The sequence below is a fragment of the Microbacterium sp. HD4P20 genome (assembly GCF_019449275.2).
In the GTDB taxonomy this organism is placed as follows: domain Bacteria; phylum Actinomycetota; class Actinomycetes; order Actinomycetales; family Microbacteriaceae; genus Microbacterium.
This window is the reverse complement of the sequence record NZ_JAHZQZ020000020.1, coordinates 84011-105627: the sequence shown is the minus strand read 5'-3', so window position 1 is coordinate 105627 and position 21617 is coordinate 84011. Positions and strand designations below refer to the sequence as shown.

At 64.5% G+C, this 21617-nt stretch carries 16 protein-coding genes; 9 read left to right on the top strand and 7 right to left on the bottom strand.

Translation table 11 applies throughout. The features are described from left to right. Positions 1-699: 699 nt before the first annotated feature. The 4 genes from K0817_RS16275 to K0817_RS16260 form a co-directional block, all read right to left on the bottom strand. Positions 700-1863 (bottom strand): lipopolysaccharide biosynthesis protein, encoded by a 1164-nt coding sequence (locus K0817_RS16275; RefSeq protein WP_219982720.1) that lies wholly within the window; start codon positions 1861-1863, stop codon positions 700-702. A 205-nt stretch (positions 1864-2068) separates the two neighbouring features. Then, complete coding sequence (locus K0817_RS16270; protein WP_219982719.1) at positions 2069-3199, bottom strand: glycosyltransferase; 1131 nt, start codon at positions 3197-3199, stop codon at positions 2069-2071. An 8-nt stretch (positions 3200-3207) separates the two neighbouring features. Then, positions 3208-4395, bottom strand: coding sequence for a glycosyltransferase (locus K0817_RS16265; protein ID WP_219982718.1), 1188 nt, complete (start codon positions 4393-4395; stop codon positions 3208-3210). Further along, positions 4392-5510, bottom strand: a complete 1119-nt coding sequence (locus K0817_RS16260) for a glycosyltransferase (RefSeq protein ID WP_219982717.1) — start codon at positions 5508-5510, stop codon at positions 4392-4394. The genes K0817_RS16265 and K0817_RS16260 overlap by 4 nt, the downstream gene beginning before the upstream one ends. Positions 5511-5676: 166 nt before the next feature. On the opposite strand from K0817_RS16260, the gene K0817_RS16255 reads away from it, so the two are divergent. Continuing rightward, complete coding sequence (locus tag K0817_RS16255) at positions 5677-6789, top strand: hypothetical protein (protein ID WP_219982716.1); 1113 nt, start codon at positions 5677-5679, stop codon at positions 6787-6789. Between the two features lie 8 nt (positions 6790-6797). Here the strand turns inward: K0817_RS16255 and K0817_RS16250 are convergent, their stop codons facing one another. Then, positions 6798-7736 (bottom strand): sulfotransferase, encoded by a 939-nt coding sequence (locus K0817_RS16250; protein ID WP_219982715.1) that lies wholly within the window; start codon positions 7734-7736, stop codon positions 6798-6800. Positions 7737-8053: 317 nt separating this feature from the next. Here K0817_RS16250 and gmd point away from each other — a divergent pair, with 317 nt between their 5' ends. From gmd to K0817_RS16235, 3 genes are read left to right on the top strand one after another with little or no spacing between them, the layout of a single operon-like run. Further along, positions 8054-9100, top strand: coding sequence for a GDP-mannose 4,6-dehydratase (gmd, locus tag K0817_RS16245; RefSeq protein ID WP_219982798.1), 1047 nt, complete (start codon positions 8054-8056; stop codon positions 9098-9100). After that, positions 9067-10080: a GDP-L-fucose synthase gene (locus K0817_RS16240; RefSeq protein WP_308211911.1), complete on the top strand. Its 1014-nt coding sequence runs from the start codon at positions 9067-9069 to the stop codon at positions 10078-10080. Before gmd ends, K0817_RS16240 begins: the two co-directional genes overlap by 34 nt. A gap of 2 nt (positions 10081-10082) precedes the next feature. Continuing rightward, positions 10083-10385: a Dabb family protein gene (locus K0817_RS16235; RefSeq protein ID WP_219982714.1), complete on the top strand. Its 303-nt coding sequence runs from the start codon at positions 10083-10085 to the stop codon at positions 10383-10385. A gap of 46 nt (positions 10386-10431) precedes the next feature. Here K0817_RS16235 and K0817_RS16230 read toward each other — a convergent pair whose 3' ends face one another. Beyond that, entirely contained in the window at positions 10432-10920 is a 489-nt protein-coding gene (locus K0817_RS16230) for a DUF4916 domain-containing protein (RefSeq protein WP_219982713.1), read from the bottom strand. A gap of 130 nt (positions 10921-11050) precedes the next feature. Between K0817_RS16230 and K0817_RS16225 the strand changes: the two genes are divergently transcribed. Further along, entirely contained in the window at positions 11051-12400 is a 1350-nt protein-coding gene (locus tag K0817_RS16225) for a UDP-glucose/GDP-mannose dehydrogenase family protein (protein ID WP_219982712.1), read from the top strand. Positions 12401-12796: 396 nt separating this feature from the next. Beyond that, positions 12797-13159 (top strand): hypothetical protein, encoded by a 363-nt coding sequence (locus K0817_RS16220; protein WP_219982711.1) that lies wholly within the window; start codon positions 12797-12799, stop codon positions 13157-13159. A gap of 131 nt (positions 13160-13290) precedes the next feature. Here K0817_RS16220 and K0817_RS16215 read toward each other — a convergent pair whose 3' ends face one another. Further along, positions 13291-14451, bottom strand: a complete 1161-nt coding sequence (locus K0817_RS16215; protein ID WP_253735446.1) for a DUF234 domain-containing protein — start codon at positions 14449-14451, stop codon at positions 13291-13293. Positions 14452-14905: 454 nt separating this feature from the next. Here K0817_RS16215 and K0817_RS16210 point away from each other — a divergent pair, with 454 nt between their 5' ends. Genes K0817_RS16210 through K0817_RS16200 form a run of 3 tightly spaced genes read left to right on the top strand, consistent with a single transcriptional unit; the run spans position 14906 to position 21614 of the window. Beyond that, entirely contained in the window at positions 14906-17878 is a 2973-nt protein-coding gene (locus tag K0817_RS16210; RefSeq protein WP_219982709.1) for a hypothetical protein, read from the top strand. Positions 17879-17900: 22 nt separating this feature from the next. Further along, entirely contained in the window at positions 17901-19775 is a 1875-nt protein-coding gene (locus K0817_RS16205) for a phospholipase D-like domain-containing protein (protein ID WP_219982708.1), read from the top strand. Between the two features lie 51 nt (positions 19776-19826). After that, a complete protein-coding gene (locus K0817_RS16200; protein WP_253735445.1) occupies positions 19827-21614 on the top strand; it encodes a DUF4012 domain-containing protein in 1788 nt (595 codons plus the stop codon). Positions 21615-21617 lie beyond the last annotated feature (3 nt).

The window sequence follows — 21617 nt, the reverse complement described above, 5'->3', positions numbered from 1 at the left end:
CCACGAGTTCAGCGCTCAGGGACTACCTGTTCACCCTTCTCGAGGTGGCAAAGTATCTCGTTGTGAACAACATCGATCCTCGGCGCCATAACTGAAGCACAAGACACGCCCGTGGCCGAACGACAAGAGTTGGACTGTCATCGTTGTCGCGTTCACCAGCGACAACACGGAGATTCTGCCGCTCCGGTGAATCGGATAGCGGGCGCGCAGACGGAACCAAGCACGTGCTCGTCTCCAACCGTCCGCTCAGCGGCTTCCTAGCATTCACCCGTTGGGGGCAAGCAAACGCTTGCCTAAGAGGCCAAAGTCGAGAACAATCTCGAGCAGATTCCCGACTGGCTTGTCGATTGGACGCCCATCACCAGTAGTAGCTCGACCTCACCGAGGTTAACCGCTCACTTGTCTGTACGGTCGAGTACGGCACGGTTCCAAAGAGATGTTAGATCGACGCTTCAACGACGATCGGATTCATGCGCGACGATCGTCCACGGATGCCCTGTGATCGGCACGTCGGAAGAGTCGCACGTTCTACTAGTCGTATCGCGGGCGAGGCAGCCACGATTCAGCGCCGACGAGCGCCGAATTCGTTGGAGCTGCAGTGTCACCGGCTGGCAAAATTGGGTCCGACGCAAGGGGCGATTCGATCGCCCTTGGGACAGGGATGCGCTCCCCCTCTGGGGCCATCGAGCGCTACCGCGACTATGCCATCGTTGATCGCGTGCGCAGCCAGATGATGTGTAGAGCGGTCAAGGTGAGCACCGCCGTGACTGGAAGCACGAGGGCCAATCCCCACGGCCCCCAGATTGCACCGATTGTGGCGCAGGCGATGACTCGTAGAACTGCTGAACACAGCATGCTGTAGCCAACCGACTTGGGAATGTGGGTCGCGTTGAACCATCCCAGGTACGCTTGACTAATTGCGATGAAGCCCGCTGCGACCATCACACCGCCAACGATCGGGGCCGCCTCACCAAACTGGTCTCCGAGCATGATCTCCGTTATCACTGGAGCGAGCGGTGATCCGAGAAGGAATGCCGCAGCCAACCCGAGCGCCGTTCGACGAGATGCGCGGAAGATCTGTGCCCGTCGGTTGGGATCGGTGTCGCCGGCCATCTCTGGCACGGCAACCTGCATCATGCTCACAACTACGAGGTTCATCGGTGCAGCGAGTCGAGTGGAGGCTCCGTATAGGCCCGCGACTTGCGCTCCCGCAGTGGCACCGAGTGCCGCGGAATCGAGTTGGGCAATGTTTGGCCCAAGGCCAACGAGGAAGCTTGAGTGATTCGCTCGCAGAATACTCATAAGTGGTGTTGGTCTACCCGCCCGCCTGATAGCCAGAACAAAGAATATAACTACACCCGATATGCCCAATATCGCCAAGCACGCGAATGCTGTGGTGAGGGTCAATCCGAAGGCGAACGGTATGAGTGCCAGTAGGCGGCGTATCAACTGCCAACCGGTCGCGGACCACGTGCGCCTCTCTCCCTGTTGGATAACCAACGACGTATTTCCGAAGGCATCTCCCGCCGCCGACAGAACGGACACGAAGAGCAAGAGCTGAGGAGGCCCGCTCGCCACTAATCCCGTACTGAGGATGATCGCGACGACGACCATTGCGAGCAAGAAGGCAGCTGCCTTGAAGATCGCTAGCGCGCCAAAAAGCCCGCGCACGTCTTCGATGCCGCGTGCAGCGAGTGCTCGCACTGTCAGCCCATAATCCAGCACTCCAAAGCCGAACATGCACGTTGCATAGGTCACTGCGTAGGTGCCGAAGTCATCAACACCTAGAGATCTTGCGAGTAGCGCCAGCAAGAACGCCTGAGCCACTGCAGCTCCCGCACGACCACCGAACGAGATCGCCACACGGCGGAGGATCGATCTACGCCGGGATGTCACGTCGGACGTCTTTCTTGGACATCGCTGAATCGCGAGGCCCGGCATGCATCAAACTTTGCCAGCAGCCTGCGGCTCGACGATACCGGGTGACGGCGCGCCTACAGTTGACTATCACGGATACGAGATGATCCCTCTCTTGCGACGACGAGCAGGCTGACGGTTTGCGGCCGAGCTAAGACGTCCCTGCCGGTGAGCCAGGCCGTGGCCGCCGAACCAGTTGCTCGAACACCATCTGGTGCTGATCGAGCCATTGGCGCTCGTCGTGAGCCTTCACCCACGAGGTTCTCGGTTCGGGTGCAGCGAGATGCGGCGCATCAAACGCTACGCCCCACATATCCATATCGCCCGGAGAACTCACAACGGCACCGCCGGCTCCAGTGACAAACGACTCGGCGCCGGATCCCCGATGCGTTACAACCGGAAGCCCCGCTGACGACGCCTCGACGATGACTGTAGGCATGCCCTCACCTTTGCCAGTTGACGTGAACATGAGCGCATCGGCGGCATGGAAGAGCGGCAGCATGTCGTCTACGTGACCGACGACCAACACATTCGTGAGATCAGAGGTCTTGCGTTTGATCCGCTCGCGCTCACTTCCGTCGCCGACAATCAAGAGGAATTGGTCTCGATGGCGACGCGCGTACATCGCCGCAAGTTCGGGGCGCTTTCCTGCGTCGAGCCGACCAGCCCAGAGAATGACTTTCTTCCCCATAGGCAGCCCGAGATCGGCTCGGGCGCGCGTGCGCTCTTCTTCCGACGGCGGTCGATACCGCCCGGTATCAATACCGTTCTCGATGACGACGATCCGATCTCGTGGCACCAGGCCCGCAATTGATGTTGCGACTTCGTCTGACACGCAGATCACCTGCGAGACGTGCGTAGCCGCGCGAGCATATAAGCCCCGCAGCGGCGACGTTGGGGACAGCACGCCGTGCTCTGTCCACACGACCGGCGACAGTGCGCTCAACGGCGCGGTAAACGCGATCTGTTCACGTTTGAACTGCAGGTGCGCCAAGTCGTGCGGTATGGCCCGTGCGACCGCCTCGACGCGGCGCGCCTCATGACGCGCGCGTACAAGACCCGGAAGCAACGTTCGACGCGACCATTTCGGACCGAGCCGCACACTATCATCGACCCGTCGGAGGTGGTCCGGCCACCCGGGCAGTCGACCGATCGCCGACGTCACAAACCCCCGCTGCTTGAGACCTGCATAGAGGCGGGCGAGATATCGCTCAGCACCGCCGGCCTTTTCCGCGGCGACGACGACGAGCGCTCGCACGTGCGGCGGCCCGGGTATGGTCATTTCTCTCCTCACGACGATAGGTCGCGTTGGGTGGCCGGTTCCGGTCTCGGGGAGAGGCCGGCGACGATGCGAGCTTCGACACCCCTGCCGCTCCAGCTGTGATCCCTCGCGATCGCGGCTCTGGCTGTGACCAGGTCGGCGCCTGGAGCCGCGCGCCCAAAGGAGGACACCGCCTCAATAAACTCGTCGTGGCTCGCGACTACGGTCACGTGACCAGCGATCGGAGTGACCGAGGGCACCCCGATGGAGACTACCGGAAGCCCCGCCGCAAGGTACTCGTAGGTCTTGAGCGGGCTCACCCCGCGCGTGTACTCGTTGCTCAGGTATGGAATCAGCCCGACGCTCGCGCTAGCCATCTCGGTTGCGAGTTCAGGCAAGCTCAACATTCCCAAGTGCGTGACGCCAGCAGCGAGGAGATCATCGACATCGACATCCCCGCCGCCGCCTTCAGCGACGGGGCCTGCGACGCGGACATCGATTCCCGAGCGCGCGAGCCGTTGCAGCAGGGCGAGGTCGACCTTGTTGGCCGTGAGGTTTCCGGCAAAGATCGCTCGGCGCGGGTTTCGTGTGGCACTGACCGGATCGGCGGCGGCGATTGTCTCCGTGTCGGCGACGTTTGTCCAGAGGAGCACGCCGGTGAAGCCCATCGATTCCAGGTGGCTCACAACGACCGGGCTAGAGCCAATCGCCCTTACTCCCTTCCGGGCAAGTCGACGCTCATTACTCTCAATAAGCTCCTCGTCGATGCCAGGAAATTTTCCTAGAAGGTCGACGCAGTGGTAGAAGGCATCATCGGCTTCCTCTTCCAGCCCGTACGTAACTGGTGAATAAGTCCACAGGACCTTGCGCCCGGGCAACTCAATCCAGCGACGAACCTGGCGTCGGAGAAGCCGACGATTGAAGGACGCCGCAACGCCAACATGTTTAGGCAGCACCGCGGACGAAACCACAGTCACACCAGCGGGTTTCGGTCGCGTGTGGGTCGTGTCCCGGCGTCCCAAGATGAGACGCTTGGCCCTAACTAGCAGGCGTCTGAGGTCACGCCGTGAGATCTCCGGCTGGCGAAGTCCTAGCGACTCGAGAAAGACGAGCTCGGCGCTTCTGTCACGGCTTAGTTCGCGGGCGACATAGTGCTGGTTGGTTGCGATGGGCTGATTCCAATCCGCGGTCCCGATCATGAGAACCTGCGTTGTCATGGGAGCATCACCGTTTCCTCTACCCATGTGGTGATCTCCGTCTGGAAGCGATCGACCGAAAAGCGCTCAACAGTGCTCGGGATCTTGGCCCTTGGAAGATCGATGGCCGCAGCAGCCGCAGCCGCTAGCTCGACAACGGATGCGCCTGCCGCAATGATGCCCGATACCCCTTGGGTTACTGACTCTTGGGCCCCCCCAACGTTTGTCGTGACCACAGGGCACCCGGCAGACATCGCCTCAACGGGCATGATTCCGAAATCTTCGATTGCGGGGAATACGAAAACCCCGGCAGCCCGGTATAGGGCGTAGAGCATGCCATCGGAGGGAGACTGAAGAAGCGTGACTGGCACCGACGCGTCGGACGCCATCTGTCGAAGGCGGGGCTCGTCCGGACCTTTGCCCGCGATAACAGCCGGGATACCGAGGTACTCGGCGACTCGAATCACTTCCTCCAGACGCTTGTACGGAACGAATCGAGACGCGCCGAGGACGAAACCCGTGCCGAGAGCTCCGAGAGTTATTCGTTCGCCATCGTCCAGCTCAGCGCTCCAATCGGCGACCGAGGAGATCCTTTTCACTGAGACGGGCGGATGGATTACCCTTGCATCGCGACCCCACGCTTGCCACACACGGTCACGCACAAAGGCGCTGTTTGCTGCAATGGAAACAGCTTCGGCGGCGCGCATTCGATCGAGAGGCTTCAGAACTAGTGAAGCAGCGCGTGCGACGGAGCTTTGCCCTCGCTTGTCGAGATCTGGGGCCCAGATGTACCTCGCCGGGGTGTGCGCGTACACCAACTTCGGTACGCCGGTCGTGCCGACGAAGTCTGCATGGTGTGCGAACAAGTGGGAACTCACCAGCATCCAGTCGTAGTCTCGTTTGGCCCGAAGTCGTCGCCAGACTGCCGGAAGCGCCGGAAGCGCCAACGCCTTGTGGCGTCGCAAGGGAGTCCGGGCCAGCCAGGTCTCGTGAACGTCGTGGTCAGGGTACCGTCCCGGCGCATCGTCCCAGAGGGCGAAAATGTCAGCATCCGGGTACGCGTCGACGAACGCATCGAGCACCTTCTCCGCTCCGCCTGACTGCTCAATCCACTCGTGAACGATTGCTCCGGACATCAGATCCTTCGGTTGTGGTGATGATCGGCGGGGCAAGTCAAGCTGCATAGGCGAGCGGATCGCTTCGGATCCAGACCCAGAACAGAATCAAAGTACCATCGCTGATGAGCGGCCACCGAAGCCCGCGATCTGCTGTTGCAACGCGTCCGCGCGCAAGGAGTCTCCGGTGCCTAAAGAGCACGTGATCGTCCTCGAGCCCAATCACACGGGCCATCGCATGCACTACGCGCGATGGATCGCGTCGTGGCTGCGCGAACGGGATATGGCCTGCACCCTAGCCACAGCGTCCGACACGTTCGGCTCCGCTGAGTACCGGGAGGTCCTTGAGAGGGAGGTAAAGGTTGACACATTCGACCTTGGAGTCCGTCGTCACGTAGGCACCTCCCGTTACCCACTCTGGGTGATCAACCAGTTACGAAGGGTCCTGCGAGAGTTTCCGGGCGCATCGGTGTTGCTGCCGGAAGGCGACCAGGTCGTTCCATTCCTCTGGCTCCTGCGCCCAAGGGAACGGCGACGCGTCGGAGTCCTCGTAATGCGCGTGCCCGCCGAAACAGGTCGCCTCTTCTCGAATCCCAAGAGAGCGGCCGTGAAACTCGTTGCCCGAGGCGGCAAGGTACGAGTCCTCTCGCCATCCGTGCCGGTGTCCTCCGACTATCAGTGGCGCGGCTTCGCGGCTGCCCCCGATCCAGTCGAGATCGCTCGCGCGGAAGGCTGCCACCCTGAGTTCCTCCCCGTAACCGATCAACAATCCGAGCGTGTATGGGTGGGAGTATTCGGAGCAATCCATGCGCGGAAGAACGTAACGCGCGTACTTGATGCAGTGATGTCAGCTGCTCCGCCGAATCGAGTCGGATTCCTGCTGGCAGGAAAGGTGCACGATGGCTATGCGGTTGAACTGCAGGGCGCACTCGCGAAGGCACGCGAACGCGGCTACATCGTCCATCTGGAAAACCGCTTCCTCAGTGATGTCGAGCTGGACTCGGCTGTCGCGTCGGTAGATGTCGTCGCAGCCGTCTACTCGAACGACGCTCCTAGCGGCATCTTCGGCAAGGCGGTCGCGCTGGGCACTCTTGTCGTGGCCTCAGGCACCCCGGCACTAGCTGAAGCCATCGAACTGTTGGGTGATCGAGCGCTGTACTGCCCGCTCACCGACCAGGCTCTGACCGAGACTATGCGTGTGGCTGTCGAAACGGCGACCGTACGACACCGCGCACCGCTCGATCTCGCGGGCCCGGATGAGTTCGTGTCCGCGTTCATGGAGACCATTCGCAGGCAATGACGCCGCCTTCAGACGACGCCATTCGCGGCCGTGAGCGGAAGAGGCCACTGAGTAGTCATGCTGAGATCGCTCAAGGAGTAGCCGAAGCTGGCAACCGGCTCGGCAAATTTCCGTTTCACCGAAGTCGTGGTTCTCTTCCCCACGAACGGAACCACCGTTCGCTCCAATGTGCGTGGGATCGCGCTCAGCCGTCGCGTCGGTGGGTTCAATGGCTCGAGTTTACCCAGCGCACCCAACCCCTGCTCCATCGCTGCCCAGTACCGCAGATACCGGGCGTTCTCGTCACGCACGCTTCCCGGTGCGAGCGGTACCTTGCGCACACCGAGAAACCGCCATACCCCGTCCATTACATCGTCGGGGTTGGCAAGCAAGTGTTCGTAACGAATCACCATGACCTTGTTGAGCGCAGCCTCGTCCGCCGCAAAAGTTTCCATTGCCTTGACCCAATGCGCAACGACTGGATCTAAGCCGATTCCCACCTGCATGTGGCGCGGAAGCCACTTACGAGTCGCAAGAGCCTGCACCACTGGGTTGCGGGTGACGACCACGAACCGGGCGCTTGGGAAGGCCGCCTGCAGGAATCGGGCACGGGTGAGATTCGACGGCGACTTTTCCACGAAGTACGGCGCGCCCGGCTTCTCAAAGTAGGGCCCCCAAGCCGTGACAAGTCTTGCTGCGGCATCGGGGCGATCAGCGAGGTCATCCTCGGTCAGATGGGCCTCCGGATGATATACCCATCTGAACGTGCGACCCCGCACGTGTCCGTTGATGGTGCCCATCTGATGGTCACTTAGATAGACGTCTTGTACAAACTGTCCCTCGTCCTCGCGCGTAGGCGTGCCGATCAACCCGGTGATGTCAGGGTGAGCAGCCATGAGACGGCCGAGCAGGGTCGTTCCGCTCCGCTGCAGGCCTGCGATGAAGATCGCTTCCTTGGTGGTCGTCACGTCTCTCCTGTTCGACGCGGCGGACGCCATCATCCAGCCTGTGATCTTCGGACCTTCGGATGTTAGCGCGGGTCGATCGGAAAGTCGCCCGCCGGCGCAGGAGTGTTCCACGAGCCGGGTGAAAGGCCGGCGCGCACCGGCCAAGGGAGTCAACGTCTCTGCTCGCGACACCTACCAACTGAGGGACTCGAACACGAGAAACGAACCCGTAGCGTTCAACCGATATATGGTGAAGCCCGACCCGTTCGAAGCTCGGTCCGGCGACAGGCTACTAGGTCGCCATACCTGTATCGATACCTGTCACGATGGAGATCAAGTTGACCAAGCGCGCACTCATCACCGGCATCACAGGGCAGGACGGCTCCTATCTCGCCGAACTGTTACTTGCGAAGGGGTATGAGGTGCACGGTCTGATCCGCCGCGCGTCGACCTTCAACACGCACCGCATCGATCACCTCTATGTCGATCCCCACGATCCCAGCGCCAAGCTCTTTCTGCACTACGGGGATCTGAGCGACGGTGCCCGACTCGTCACCCTGATGGCCGAGATCAACCCTGATGAGGTATACAACCTCGCAGCGCAGTCGCATGTGCGGGTGTCGTTCGACGAGCCTGAGCACACCGCCGACACCACCGGCACCGGCACGATCCGCCTGTTGGAGGCTGTCCGCCTCTCGGGCGTCAAGACGCGTTTCTACCAGGCGTCGACGTCCGAACTTTATGGGGCCACGCCACCTCCGCAGAACGAGACGACGCCCTTCTACCCGCGTTCGCCCTACGCGGCGGCCAAGCTGTACAGCTACTGGATCACCAAGAACTACCGTGAGGCATACGGCCTGTTTGCGGTGAACGGGATCCTCTTCAACCACGAATCTCCAAGGCGCGGCGAGACGTTCGTGACGCGGAAGATCACACGGGCCGTCGCCCGCATCCACGCGGGCGTTCAGGAGGACCTCTACCTTGGCAACCTGGACTCGATCCGGGACTGGGGCTATGCCGCCGAGTACGTCGAAGGAATGTGGCGCATGCTGCAGGTTGACGAACCGGAGGACTTTGTCCTCGCAACAGGCGTCGGTTACACGATCCGCGACTTCCTCGAGACATCCTTCGGTCATGTTGGACTCGACTGGCAAGAGTTCGTCAAGTTCGACGACCGCTACCTGCGCCCCACCGAGGTCGATGCCCTGATCGGCGACCCGACGAAGGCGGCTGACAAGCTCGGTTGGACCACGACCATCGATGGGAAGGAACTGGCGAGGCTCATGGTTGAAGCCGACGTGAAGGCGTTGGCAGAAGGCCCCGAGTGGATCGACACCGTCACGCTCGGCTCGTGGAACTCAGACCCGTCGATGGTCGTGAAGTGACAGCGGCACCGGACAGCGTTGCCTACGAACCACGCGAACTCGACCGGGGCGCAACATTCTACGTCGCAGGCCATCGCGGGCTCGTCGGATCAGCGATTGTCCGCAAGCTTGAGGCATCCGGGTTCGCGAACGTCGTTGGGAAGTCATCGGCCGAGCTCGATCTGAAGAATCGCGACGCGGTTTTCGCCTACATGGCCGAGATCAGACCCAAGTACCTCGTGCTCGCCGCGGCCAAGGTCGGCGGCATCCTCGCGAACAGCACCTATCCTGTCGATTTTCTCAGCGAGAACCTTCGGATACAGTCGAACGTCCTCGATGCCGCGCTCGCCAACGACGTTGAGCGCGTTGCGTTCCTTGGCTCATCGTGCATTTACCCGAAGTTCGCGGAACAACCGATCCGCGAGGATTCACTGCTCACCGGACACTTGGAACCGACGAACGACGCGTATGCGATCGCGAAGATCGCCGGCATTCTGAATGTCCAGGCCGTACGCCGCCAGTACGGCCTGCCGTGGATCTCGGCGATGCCGACGAACCTCTACGGGCCGAACGACAACTTCTCGCCGAAGGGCTCCCACGTGCTGCCCGCCCTCATTCGTCGCTACGACGAGGCCGCGAAGACCGGCTCCGCCGCAGTAACGAACTGGGGTACCGGAACCCCTCGTCGGGAATTCTTGCACTCCGACGACATGGCCGACGCAGTGCTCCACCTGCTCGAACACTATGACGGCCCTGAGCAGGTCAACGTCGGTACGGGTAGCGACGTCACGATCCGGGAGATCGCTGAGACGATCGCCGGTGTCGTCGGCTTCGAAGGCGAGACCGAATGGGACACGACCAAACCCGACGGAACTCCACAGAAGTTGCTGGATGTGTCCAAACTTGCCGAGGCGGGATGGACGTCGAAAATCACGCTCGAAGAAGGTCTTGAGCGCACCGTCGCGTGGTACCGGGATCACGCCGAGTCGATCCGGCAGTAGGCATGGCACTACGTCACATCGTGCTGTTTCGCGTGCATGACGAGGTTGATGAGCTGCGCATTGAGCAAGCTATGGATAGCCTCCGGGCACTTGCAAGGCTTCCGAGCGTACGGTCTTGGTCGGTCGCGCGTTCTCTAGACGAGCGGAAGGGCAGAATCGTGATCGAGGACGCGGCGTTCGACGATGCCGAGTCGTTCGAAGTGTTTCGGGCCAGCCCAGAACACGTAAGCGCGACTCAGACGATGGCCGAGATCGCAGACTGGTGGGTGGGGGACTATGTCCCTACCCATTTCGACGTCGCCTGAGGCGCTGGCGACTCGCTCCGGCGTCGCTCCTGCAGTGGTGGGAAGGTCACGTCGATCGCCGCACGAGTTCGCGAATCAGCTCTGTAGAGCCGGGCCACGTGCGCACAGGGAGCCCTTCGGCGCTCACGAATTGAAAGTCGAGCGCTTCACCTCGAGGGCTTGGTTGCGCCTCCAACTCGACGGCATACGAGAGGCCAATGGCATGCTTGCGGGGGTCGTCGCCGTGAGATGTGCCGTTGCGCGGTGCGATGTCGGAGGGGAACCACTGGTAGACGAAGTCGGGTTGCGGATCGAGGGACAGCACGACGTCCACTCCCAACGTGGTAACGGCGTGCCGCGTAATCGCTTGCCGGATCGTTTCTCCACGATGGATCCGACCGCCCAGATGGCACCAAACGCGCCCGAACGGCGACTCTCGAAGGATGAGCCCGACCTCTGTACCGCGGTTGAGTCGACGGATAGGCACGAAGTCAACACACGCAATGGGAATCGATTGCTCGATGGTTGCATAGAGCTCGTCGGGCAAAAACGTCACTCCGCCATTCTGTCGTGGAACGCGGGCCGCGCCCCAAGCCTGCTGGGCCAGCTCACCCCGCGAAACATCGACGCCGCATGAGTCTGGTAGGAATGGTCCCGTTGCTTTCGTTAGTCGGGAACGGAGAAGCATGCGTCTGTCTGTCATCGGCTGCGGGTACCTCGGGGCCGTGCACGCGGCAGCCATGGCATCCATCGGTCACGACGTCGTCGGCATCGACGTCGACGAACGAAAGATCGAGACCCTATCCAAGGGTGAGGCGCCGTTCTTCGAACCCGGCCTGCAGGAAATCCTCACCGAAGGCATCGAGTCGGGGCGGTTGCGGTTCACCACCGACATGGCCGCGGCATCCGGATCGAAGGTGCACTTCGTGGGCGTCGGCACGCCGCAGCAGAAGGACGGATACGCCGCAGACCTCACCTACGTGAACGCCGCGATCGACGGGCTGCTCCCCTACCTGTCGCCGGGTGACATCGTCGCCGGCAAGTCGACCGTTCCCGTGGGCACCGCGGCCGAGCTGGCGCCGCGCGTCGAGGCCACGGGCGCGACGCTGGTGTGGAACCCGGAGTTCCTGCGCGAAGGATGGGCGGTCAAGGACACGATCGACCCCGACCGGCTGGTTGTGGGCGTTTCGTCTCACTTCGCTCGCTCAACGACCGGGGCAGAAGCAACGACTGGGGACGGGGAAGTCAACCCGGCCGACGTCCTGCGCGAGGTGTACCACCCGGCAGTCGCCAAGGGCACACCGTTTATCGTGACCGACCTAGCGACCTCTGAGCTCGTCAAGGTGGCCGCCAACGCCTTTCTCGCCACCAAGATCTCGTTCATCAACGCGATGGCAGAGATCGCCGAGGTCACCGGGGCCGACGTCACCCAGCTCGCCGACGCGCTCGGGCACGACGAACGCATCGGCCGTCGCTTCCTCGGGGCCGGCATCGGGTTCGGCGGCGGATGCCTCCCGAAAGACATTCGAGCGTTCTCGGCACGCGCTGAGGAACTGGGCCGCGGCGAGTCCGTCGCGTTCCTTCGTGAAGTCGACGCCATCAACCTGCGCCGACGCGATCGCGCCGTCGACCTCGTCGTGAACGCGTTCGGTGGATCGGTGTTCAAGAAGAACGTCACCGTTCTCGGCGCAGCGTTCAAGCCGCACAGCGACGACATCCGCGACTCCCCCGCCCTTGACGTAGCGGTGCGACTGCACGGTCTTGGCGCGTGGGTCACGATCACCGACCCTGCGGCCCTCGAGAACGCCCAGCGTCTGCACCCGCAGCTGAACTACGTACCCGACCGAGACGAGGCGATCCGCGGCGCAGACGCTCTCATCCTTGTCACCGAGTGGGACGAGTACCGCCGCGAGCTCTCGCCCGAGCACGCGTCGACCCTCGCCACCGGACGCGTCGTCGTGGACGGACGCAATGGTTTGGACGCCGCCGCGTGGCGAGCAGCCGGCTGGACGTACTACGGCATGGGACGGCCCTAGGCCCAGCGGGATCGGCGGCTGACGAGGCGGGCATCCGGGCGCGAAGCTTACGGGGTTTCGGGGCGCGACATCGGGGTAGACCCGGATACGTCATCGCGTCCCAGGGATTACTGTCAGGGCAGTCCACCGGCGGCCGAGCTCCCACTCACAGTGCCACGGCGGACCTGGGGTCCCCTCGTTCTCGCCCCCGAGTAAGCCGAGGGGATCCCTGCCCAGATCACCTGCACCCGGTGATCCGTGTACGTCGTCCGCGCGGGGCAGAGGCTCTCGGCCCGGGGGAGGGTTGATCGAGAACCCCGCCGGAACAGAGATGCTCGGACCTCTCGCGCTCGGCGCGGGTCGCCGCTACGGTGAGTGCCAGCACACAGTAACTCCCACCTCGCATAGGAGATTCTCATGGCACAACGTCCCGTCGGCGTGACCATCGTCGCCATCATCGCCTGGCTGTCGGGCCTCATTCAGATCATCGCCTCGATTTTCGTGATCATCGCCGGCCTGGTGATCACCCCCGTGGCCCTCATCGCGTGGTTCAGCCTGGCGATCGGCATCATCACGCTGATCGTCGGCGTCGGTCTCTGGAAGGGCAACTCCACCGCCCGCACGGTCGCCACGATCGTGTTCATCATCAACATCGTGCTCGAGGTGCTCGGCATGTTCAACGGTGAGAGCCTGTGGTCGGCGATCTCCGGCAGCATCCTGTCGATCATCGGACTGATCCTGCTCTACACCCGCTCGGCTCGGGAGTACTTCGGGTCGTAGAGGGGGCGCGGCGGGGGCGTTTCGTCTCGCTTCGCTCGCTCAACGAGCGGGTGGGGGCGCTCGCTCAACGAACGAGGGGGCGGGAGGCTCAACGCGCGAGGGGCCGCTCTGCCCCGCAGTGGGCCGGCAGTTCAGCTCCAGGCTGTCAAGAGATCTGCGGCAGAAAACCCCACCGCGGATGACGGAACTTCACCGCTGGGGCATACAGCCACGACGGCGGCGTCATCGGCGCGCGGGGTGTCTGCGGCGATCAGTGCACGCACATCATTCTCGGTGACTCCTCGCGAGACGCGCCACTTTATCGTGCCGATGAATGTGCTGCGGTAGCGCCCCATTCCGACAGCATCGACCTCCTTCTGGCCGTCACGGGTCCACCACGGTCGGACGTCTTCCGTTCCGGCGAGCCTGGCGTCGGTCCGGGCGATCCGGAGCAGCGCTTCGCGCACTGCCGGTTCGACGAGAATGCCCCGAAACGTGGGCCAGTCGCGGTCGAACGCGTTGGCTGCGATGTCTCCGCGGCCACGCGCGATCACGCCCTGGTGCTTCTCGACATAGCGGAACCACACCCGCAGGTACGTGTCGGCAACCCGATACCGGCGCAAACGTGACGACGTCGCCCATGCCGGCTCGTCGACGTCGATGAGCCCCTTCTCACGCAGATGGTGCAGGGCACGAAGGGCCGCCGTCTGCTCCGTCTTCGTCGCGACGCCGGTGGTACTGGTCTTCGCAGCGACCGATCCCAGATTGAGCTCTCCGCGCTCCGCCGCCCCCAAAGACGAGAGCACACGGTATGCGGCCGCACTGTCGGCGATCTCGGCATCGAAGGCAAGCCGGGCGGTGACGACCCACGGCGCGGTCGCATCCGAGAGTGAGCGCCGCGCCCACTGCGCGGGCGTGTCTCCGGTCATCGCGAGAGAACTGAGGAGTCGCGGGTACCCGCCGGTGAGGAGGTATGCATCCCAGACATCGATCGATGCTGCACCGGCCATCCCCTGTGCGACCTCGCCCGGGTTCAGCGAAGGCACGACAAGCGGCTGAAACCGCCCATAGAGGGGCCGGTCGTGCTGCCCAAGCTGCTCCATGACTGCGATGTCTGACCCGATGAGGATGAGCAGGACCGGCAGTTTTGACAGCGTCCGGTCCCACGACGACTGCAGTATTCCTTCCAGGTTCGCAAGGCTCGAGGCGTCTCCGCCCGCCATCCAGGGAAACTCGTCGAGGACGACGACGACGGGACCTTCGGTTGCGGCGAGCGCCACCTGTCCCAGCCATTCACGCCACGTTTCAGCCACCGCCGAAGCGTCGAGCCCCGGCAATGGGTGTGCAGACTCTCTGAACGCCTCTGAGGCAGCCGCAAGCTGCGCTTTCACCGGTTGACGATACAACCCGGTTGCGAACACGTATGGAATTCCCGTGCCGGCGACGAACTGCTCTGCCGCCGTGGACTTGCCCATCTGTCGGCGCCCTCGCATCGCGACCATGCGAGCACGACCGCTTTCGCGGACTGCCGCGAGCTCGCGGGCCAGACCATCAAGAACCTTCACACGGGGAATCGACGTCAAAGACATGCATGTAACCTACATCAATGTAGCCTACTTGCGCGATGGCTATTAGCCGCTCCCGCCGTGCGAACAGCCATGGAATGGTGGCTCGGCACGGGGTGCGTTGACCGGGTGCAGCCCCGGTGGGAAACTGGGGGTGCTTCGCCGTCCGGCGGTCGGCCGGACAGAGTCCAGGGTCGGCGTCATGTCTCTTCCCACTGAGGTGTTCCGGTGCATTTCTGTGCGCGCGCCTCGACGGCGGCCGGCGATCATGTCCGTCGCACTGTCGGCGCTCGAGTCGCCGTTCGTCGCCGATCTCGTCGACGCTCTGGGTAGGCCTCAGCCCCGCGTGGCGATGCGCGCACGCGCCAGAAGGTTTCTCGACGGCGCATCGCTCGAGGCACGGCTGCGCGCCATCGAGAACACGCGCGACTACACCCGGCTGCGGCGGCACCTGATCGACGACCGGCCCGAATCGGCCGCGGAATCCACCCAGATCGTCGAAGACGTGCTGGGGCTCTCACCAGTCGTGCTCGCGAACGACGGCGAGTTCAACGACGACGAGGCGTTCCTGCGCGACGCGCTGATCGCACTCAAACTCGCTGAGCCGTCCAGGCGGGTGCCGCTGGAGCGAGTGTCTTCCATCTTGCGCACCATGGAGCTGATCCGCCGCCTCGCTGACGACGGGACGGATGCCGCAGCCAGCCCCATCACGGTGCTGACCGCACCGATCGCACTGCCACCCGAACTGTTTCCACCCCAAGAACCCGAAGACGTTCAGCCGCCGCCTGACCCGGAGGAGGACGCCCCGACAGCCGCCTCATTCGACGCCCGTTCCCGCAGGATCGACCGCGCCGCGCTCGAGATCGCCTCAATGGCCGGATACGGCCTCACCGTCGCGCGAGCGCAGCCGACCGAACCGCAGCCTCGGTCGACCGCCGCGACAGGACCGACCGGAGCGACAGGAGCGACAGGAGCGACAGCGCTGACCTCCGCGATCGCGGGGGGCCCGCAACGGACGACGCGGGATGTGATCGTGCTCGCCGACAGCGCGCGTTCCCAACTCTCGGCGGAGTCGCTCGCGCTCTTCGATGAGCTGCGCATCGACCCCGCGTCGTCACCCATCGGTGAGCTGGTCACACGGCTGGAGGCCGAACAGCTCCTGGTGGCCCAGAACTTCGCCGAAGCCGTCGGCCTCGACCTCACACCACCGCGCCTGCGGGTGAGCAGTTCGACGATCCCTGCGCACGGCACCTCGAGCCCACTCGGGCCCGCCGTCCTTTCCGATCCCTCTTCAGGACCGCCCGACACCGTGGGCCCGCTTCGGCCACTGGGCGTCGGAGACCTGCTGGTGACCCGCCAGCAGATCAAGCGGTACGAAGCGGGTGAGATCTCGCACGTCGAGAACGTCATGCGCACCGAGACCCGGAGCCGCGAGACACGTCGCCTGCAGCGAAGCGAAGAGACCTTCGTCATCGAACGCGAAGAGACGCAGGAGCACGAACGAGACCTGCAGACGACCGATCGCAACGAAGTCCAGACCGAGATGGAGCAGACGCTCAAGGAAGACAAGCGCTTCAGCCTCGGCACCTCGATCTCGGCTGGTTACGGCCCGTTCGTGCAGGTCGAAGCCACGACGGGCTACGAGACATCGACCTCGACGGAGCAGACCAACGCGCTGGTGTCGACGGTCGCGAAAGAAGTCGTCGACCGTACGGTGCAGAAGCTGAGCACGCGGGTGCGCACCGAGCAGACCCGAAAGACGATCGAGGAGTTCGAGGAGAAGAACAGCCACGGCTTCGACAACACCGAAGGCACTGAGCACGCCATCGGCATCTATCAGTGGCTCGACCGCGTCTACGAGATGCAGCTGTACAACTACGGCCTGCGGGTGCTGTTCGAATGCGTCGTGCCCGAGCCCTCTGCGCTGCTGCTGCGCGCCATCGAATCGCAGATCGCCCAGACCGAAGGCATTGCGGCACCACCGGCTCTCACGATCAAGCCGAGCGACCTGACCCGCGGAAACTACGCCGCCTACGTGAAGCGGCATGCCGCGGAAGGCGTCGCCCCACCACCCGGGTACGCGCAGCGCATCGGGCACACCTTCGCTTTCACGCCCGAGGAAGGCAGCGCCGGCGTTCACACCGACGAGGTGCTGCTCGCGGTGCCAGAGGGCTACAAGGCCACCAGCTGTCAGGTCGACATCGCGTCCTACGGTCCACTGGGTGAGCCCCATGACGTCATCGTGTCGGTGGCCGAACGCACCCTGTTCCGCCGCGTCACCGACGCCGGCGGCGATGAGGGAGACATCGACAGCGACTACACCGACACGCTCCCCGGGATCGCCGGCGAGATCCCGGTCACCGTGGCAGCGAACAACGTCACGCTGTTCACCGCCACGGTGACGATCGACTGCGTGTTCACCTGGCACTCCTTCGAGAGGTGGCAACTCGAGACCTACGACGCCCTGCAGCGCGGCTTCGCAGAACAGCGGTCTCGCTATGAAGAGAAGCTGGCCGTCCTCGCGGCAGAAGAAGACATCGTGCCCACGGGCCGAAATCCCGGCATCAACCGTCAGCTCGAACATCAAGAGATCAAGCGCCTGTGCACCTCGATGCTCACCGGGCAGCACTTCGCGAACACGGGTGTCGCCCTGTCGCCGCAGGCCGCCGAGTTCAACTTCACTGCAGCGATGGATGCCGGACGCTACGCCGCATTCTGGGAGAAGTGCATCGACTGGCCCAACCTCGAGTGGCGGCTGCTCCCCTACTTCTGGACCACACGCGACTCGTGGGCGCGGATGCTGTTCGAAGACACCGATCCGCTGCACGCGCTGTTCGTGAGCGCCGGCGCGGCACTCGTGCGGTTCGCCGTGGCACCGGGCTACGAAGCCGCCGTGCTGCACTTTCTCGAGGGGAACGGGATCTGGGACGGTGGCGACCCGCCCGAAGTGGTCAGCGACGACTACGTCGCCCTGCTTGACGAGATCACCGCGAGCCGCGAGCCGGTCGCCGGTGCAACCGACCTGCGGCTGCCCTCGACGATCGGCCTCGCGGAGACGCCGGTGGGGGAACCGTGGGAGGTGCGCATTCCGACGACGCTGGTGCGACTGCGACCCGACCACACGCTGCCGGAGTGGGTCAAGGGCGACGACGGTCGCTGGCTTCCCGTCGACTGACATGCACGCGGCCGGGGTGTGAATGGCGCGAACCTCGATGCCGGCGGGATTCCTGCCCGAGCAGACCGGCGCCGACCACCACTTCCGGCCGCCGCCGCGTCGAAGCTGTCACGTCACCCCGGTGATCGACGGCACCGCGACGGCGGTCGCCATCGAGGAGGCGATTCTGGGTGCCGCCGACTCGATCCACCTCGCGTACTGGCACCTGGAACCAGCGCTCCCCGTGCAGTCGCGCGCAGCGAGGGCAGTCGGATTCACACAGTTCGGAGAGCTCTTGCTCGAGGCCGCCGCCGCCGGGGTGGACGTGCGGGTCTTCCTCACCGACGTGGAGCCGTTGGGTGACCCCGTACGCCACCTGCAGAGCTGGGCGGCCTACCGCCGGCTCGTCGTGGCGGCCGATGCCCGCGCCTCGGGCGACCCCGGTTTCGATCGAGACAAGTTCCAGGTTGTCTGCGCCCTGCCGAGCTCGGAATTCACCCCCGACTCCTTGCAGGGGCTCACGACTTCCAGCCCCGAGGTGATGCGACGGGTGCAGGATCGACAACTGAAGCAGGTGATCAAGGCTCTGAACGCCATGGCCAAGACTGATCGCGTGGGTGCTGTCGCACAGTTCTCCAACTCGCCCGGGCTGTGGGCCGACATCGAGTTCACCGCCGCCGTGGCCGACCCGTTCGTCTCGCGCGGATCCTTGCCCCGCGCGATGTGCCCAGCCAGCCACCACGTGAAACTCGCGATCATCGACGGCCTGAAAGCGGTCGTCGGCGGCAGCAATCTCAACGGCCGCATCCTCGACGGCGAAGAGCATGAGGTGCCCGACCCGAGGGGGTTGACCCATGACGTCAACTGCATGCTCGAAGGCGACATCGTCGGCGACTTCTCGCGGTTCTTCCAGGGGATCTGGAACCTGTACTACGGAGTCTCCGTCTCGTACATCGCCGGCCGCAACCCGCTCGCTCCCCCGTTCGGCGAGCTCCCCCTCGGCCCTGCGAACCAGGTCGTGGTCGCACCAATGCCGAAGTCCAGACCTCACACCTCGGTCGTCCAGCTCGTCCGCACCTTCGCCGGCCTCCTCGACGATCCACCAGCCGGGTCGGGTCTGCCACCGCTGCCCGACGTCCTGCGCGGCGACATCGAAGAATCCTATGAAGCCGCCATTCTCAGCGCCAAGCGCTACATCTACATCGAGAACCAGTACTTTCGCTCGGCGAAGGTGGGCGACTGGCTGAAGAAGGCCCTCGCGGCATCGCCGGCCCTGCGGGTCATCGTGGTGCTGCCGGAACGGCCGGAGGAAGACCTCAGTGACCCCTTCACGCATCGCGGCCGCGTGATCCGCGCCGAGCTGATCGCCGACCTCACGGCGACCAAGAGAGCCGGCTTCTTCACGATGCGCACGAAGACCCCGACCATTCCCTCACTACCCGACACACCACCCATCTACGTGCACAGCAAGATCATGCTCGTCGATGACGTCTTCGCGACGATCGGAACCGCCAACCTCAACAGCCGCGGGTTCGCGGTCGACACCGAGGTGAACATCGCCTGGAGTCACCCCCGCCAGATCCGAAAGCTGCGGCTGGAACTCTGGGCGCACCAGCTCAACCTCGCACCGGGAAATATCGCACCCTGGAAACCCGTCGAGTACCTCTCGAAGTGGCAGATCCTCGCCCGGTCGAACGCGGCTCTGCCGCCTACGCCCTCGCGCGGCTTCGCCGTGCCACTGGTCGAACCCGCCGCCAGCGCGCTCGGCCCCAACCCGCTCCTAGACTCCACGCCGGCGCCGCTTCACCCCACCATCGACGCCCTCGAACCGCTGTTCGAGGTGTACTCGGGCACGACCGGTGAACCGCCGGCTCCCGGCATCCGTACCCGGCCGAAGCCGCGCGCCGCCGTCACCTAGGTGCAGCGACGAGGGCGGGCAACGCTCGGGCGGGCATCGTAGGGTAGTGCGGTGACTTCCCCGCTGCCCTCCTCTGCGCGCACAGCGGGTCGCGTCTTCGCCTGGATCCTCGCCGGCGTGCTCATCGCCGCCGTTCTCGTGATCGCCTGGATCGGCGTGCGCGGTGCCCTCGCCTACGGTCACCTGCGCGATGCGCAGGCCGCGGCATCCGGTGTCGGCTCTCAACTGTCCGACCCGGCAGCTGCCGCCGACGTCGTCGCCGACATCGCACCCCACACGGCCGCCGCGCACGACCTCACCTCCGACCCGGTGTGGCGACTGGCCGAGGGAGTCCCGTGGATCGGCCCGCAGCTCTCGGCCGTGTCGACCGTGGCGGCATCCCTCGACGACATCGCCTCGACGGCCCTCGCCCCACTGGCAGACGCGGCCTCGGGATTCTCGGTCGAGGCCCTCACCCCGCAGGGCGGTCGCATCGACCTGACCGCGATCACGCAGATTCAGGATGCCGCGCACACGGCCGCCGACGGAATCACGGGTGCCGCGGCATCCGTCTCGGCCATCGATCGCGCCCCGCTGCTGTCTCCCGTGCGCGATGCCGTCGACCAGGTCGACGCCCTGCTCGCCGAGACCGGCGTTGCGACCGACGCCCTTTCGCGAGCGACCACGCTGCTGCCCGCCATGCTCGGCGCCGAAGGCCCCCGCAATTACCTGGTGCTGTTCCAGAACAACGCCGAGTGGCGCTCGCTCGGCGGCATCCCCGGTGCCATGGCGCTCTTGCACACCGACGGCGGCGCGCTGAGCCTTGCGGCGCAGGAGTCCTCGAGCGACTACAGCCGCTACGACACCTCGGTGCTGCCCCTCGGCGATGAGATCACGCCGATCTACGGCGAGCGACCGGGCCGCTGGATCCAGAACGTCACCCAGGTGCCCGACTTCGCCGTCTCGGCAGCGCTGGCGCGCGAGATGTGGGCCCGCGAGCACGGCGGCCAGCAGGTCGACGGCGTCATCGCGCTCGACCCGGTGGCTCTGTCGTATCTTCTCGCCGCCACCGGACCGATCGAGCTGCCCACCGGCGACGTGCTGACGACCGAATCCGCGGTGCCCCTGCTGCTCAACGAGGTGTATCACCGCTACGAGCGCCCCGCCGATCAGGATCTCTTCTTCGCCGGCGCGGCCGCGATGGTGTTCGACCGGCTCTCCAACGGCGGCGTCGACCCGGCCGCGCTGGTGCAGGCGCTGGGGAGGGCCGGCGACGAGCGCCGCCTGCTGCTGTGGAGCGCTCACGAAGACGAGCAGGCGCTTCTGGCCGACACGACGCTCGCCGGGGGATTGCCGGTGACGGATGCCGCCACCGCGCGTTTCGGCGTGTACCTCAACGACGGCACCGGCTCGAAGATGGACTTCTACCAGACCGCCACGAGCACCGTCACGTGGAACGAGTGCAGCGTGGATACCTCGGGGCTGGCCGTCGGCGATGCGACCATGTCGGTCACCATCGCCAACAATGCGCCCGCGGATGCCGCTTCGCTCCCGGACTACATCACTGGCGGCGGAAACTTCGGTGTGCCCGCAGGCGTCACCCGGACGGTGGCGTACGTGTATCTGCCCGAGGGCTGGGAGCTGGCGGATGCGACCACCTCTGACGGGTCGGGATTCGGCGGCGGCATGCACGCGGGGCGGCGGGTCGTGAGCCTCTCGGTCGACCTCGCCCCCGGGCAGTCCATGACCGCAGCGATCACCGCCCACACCTCGACCGCCGGCGCCCCGACGATCGAGGTCGTGAGCACGCCCACGATCACCGTGCCCGAGCAAGTTGCTTCGACCTGCGCCACTCCGTAGGAT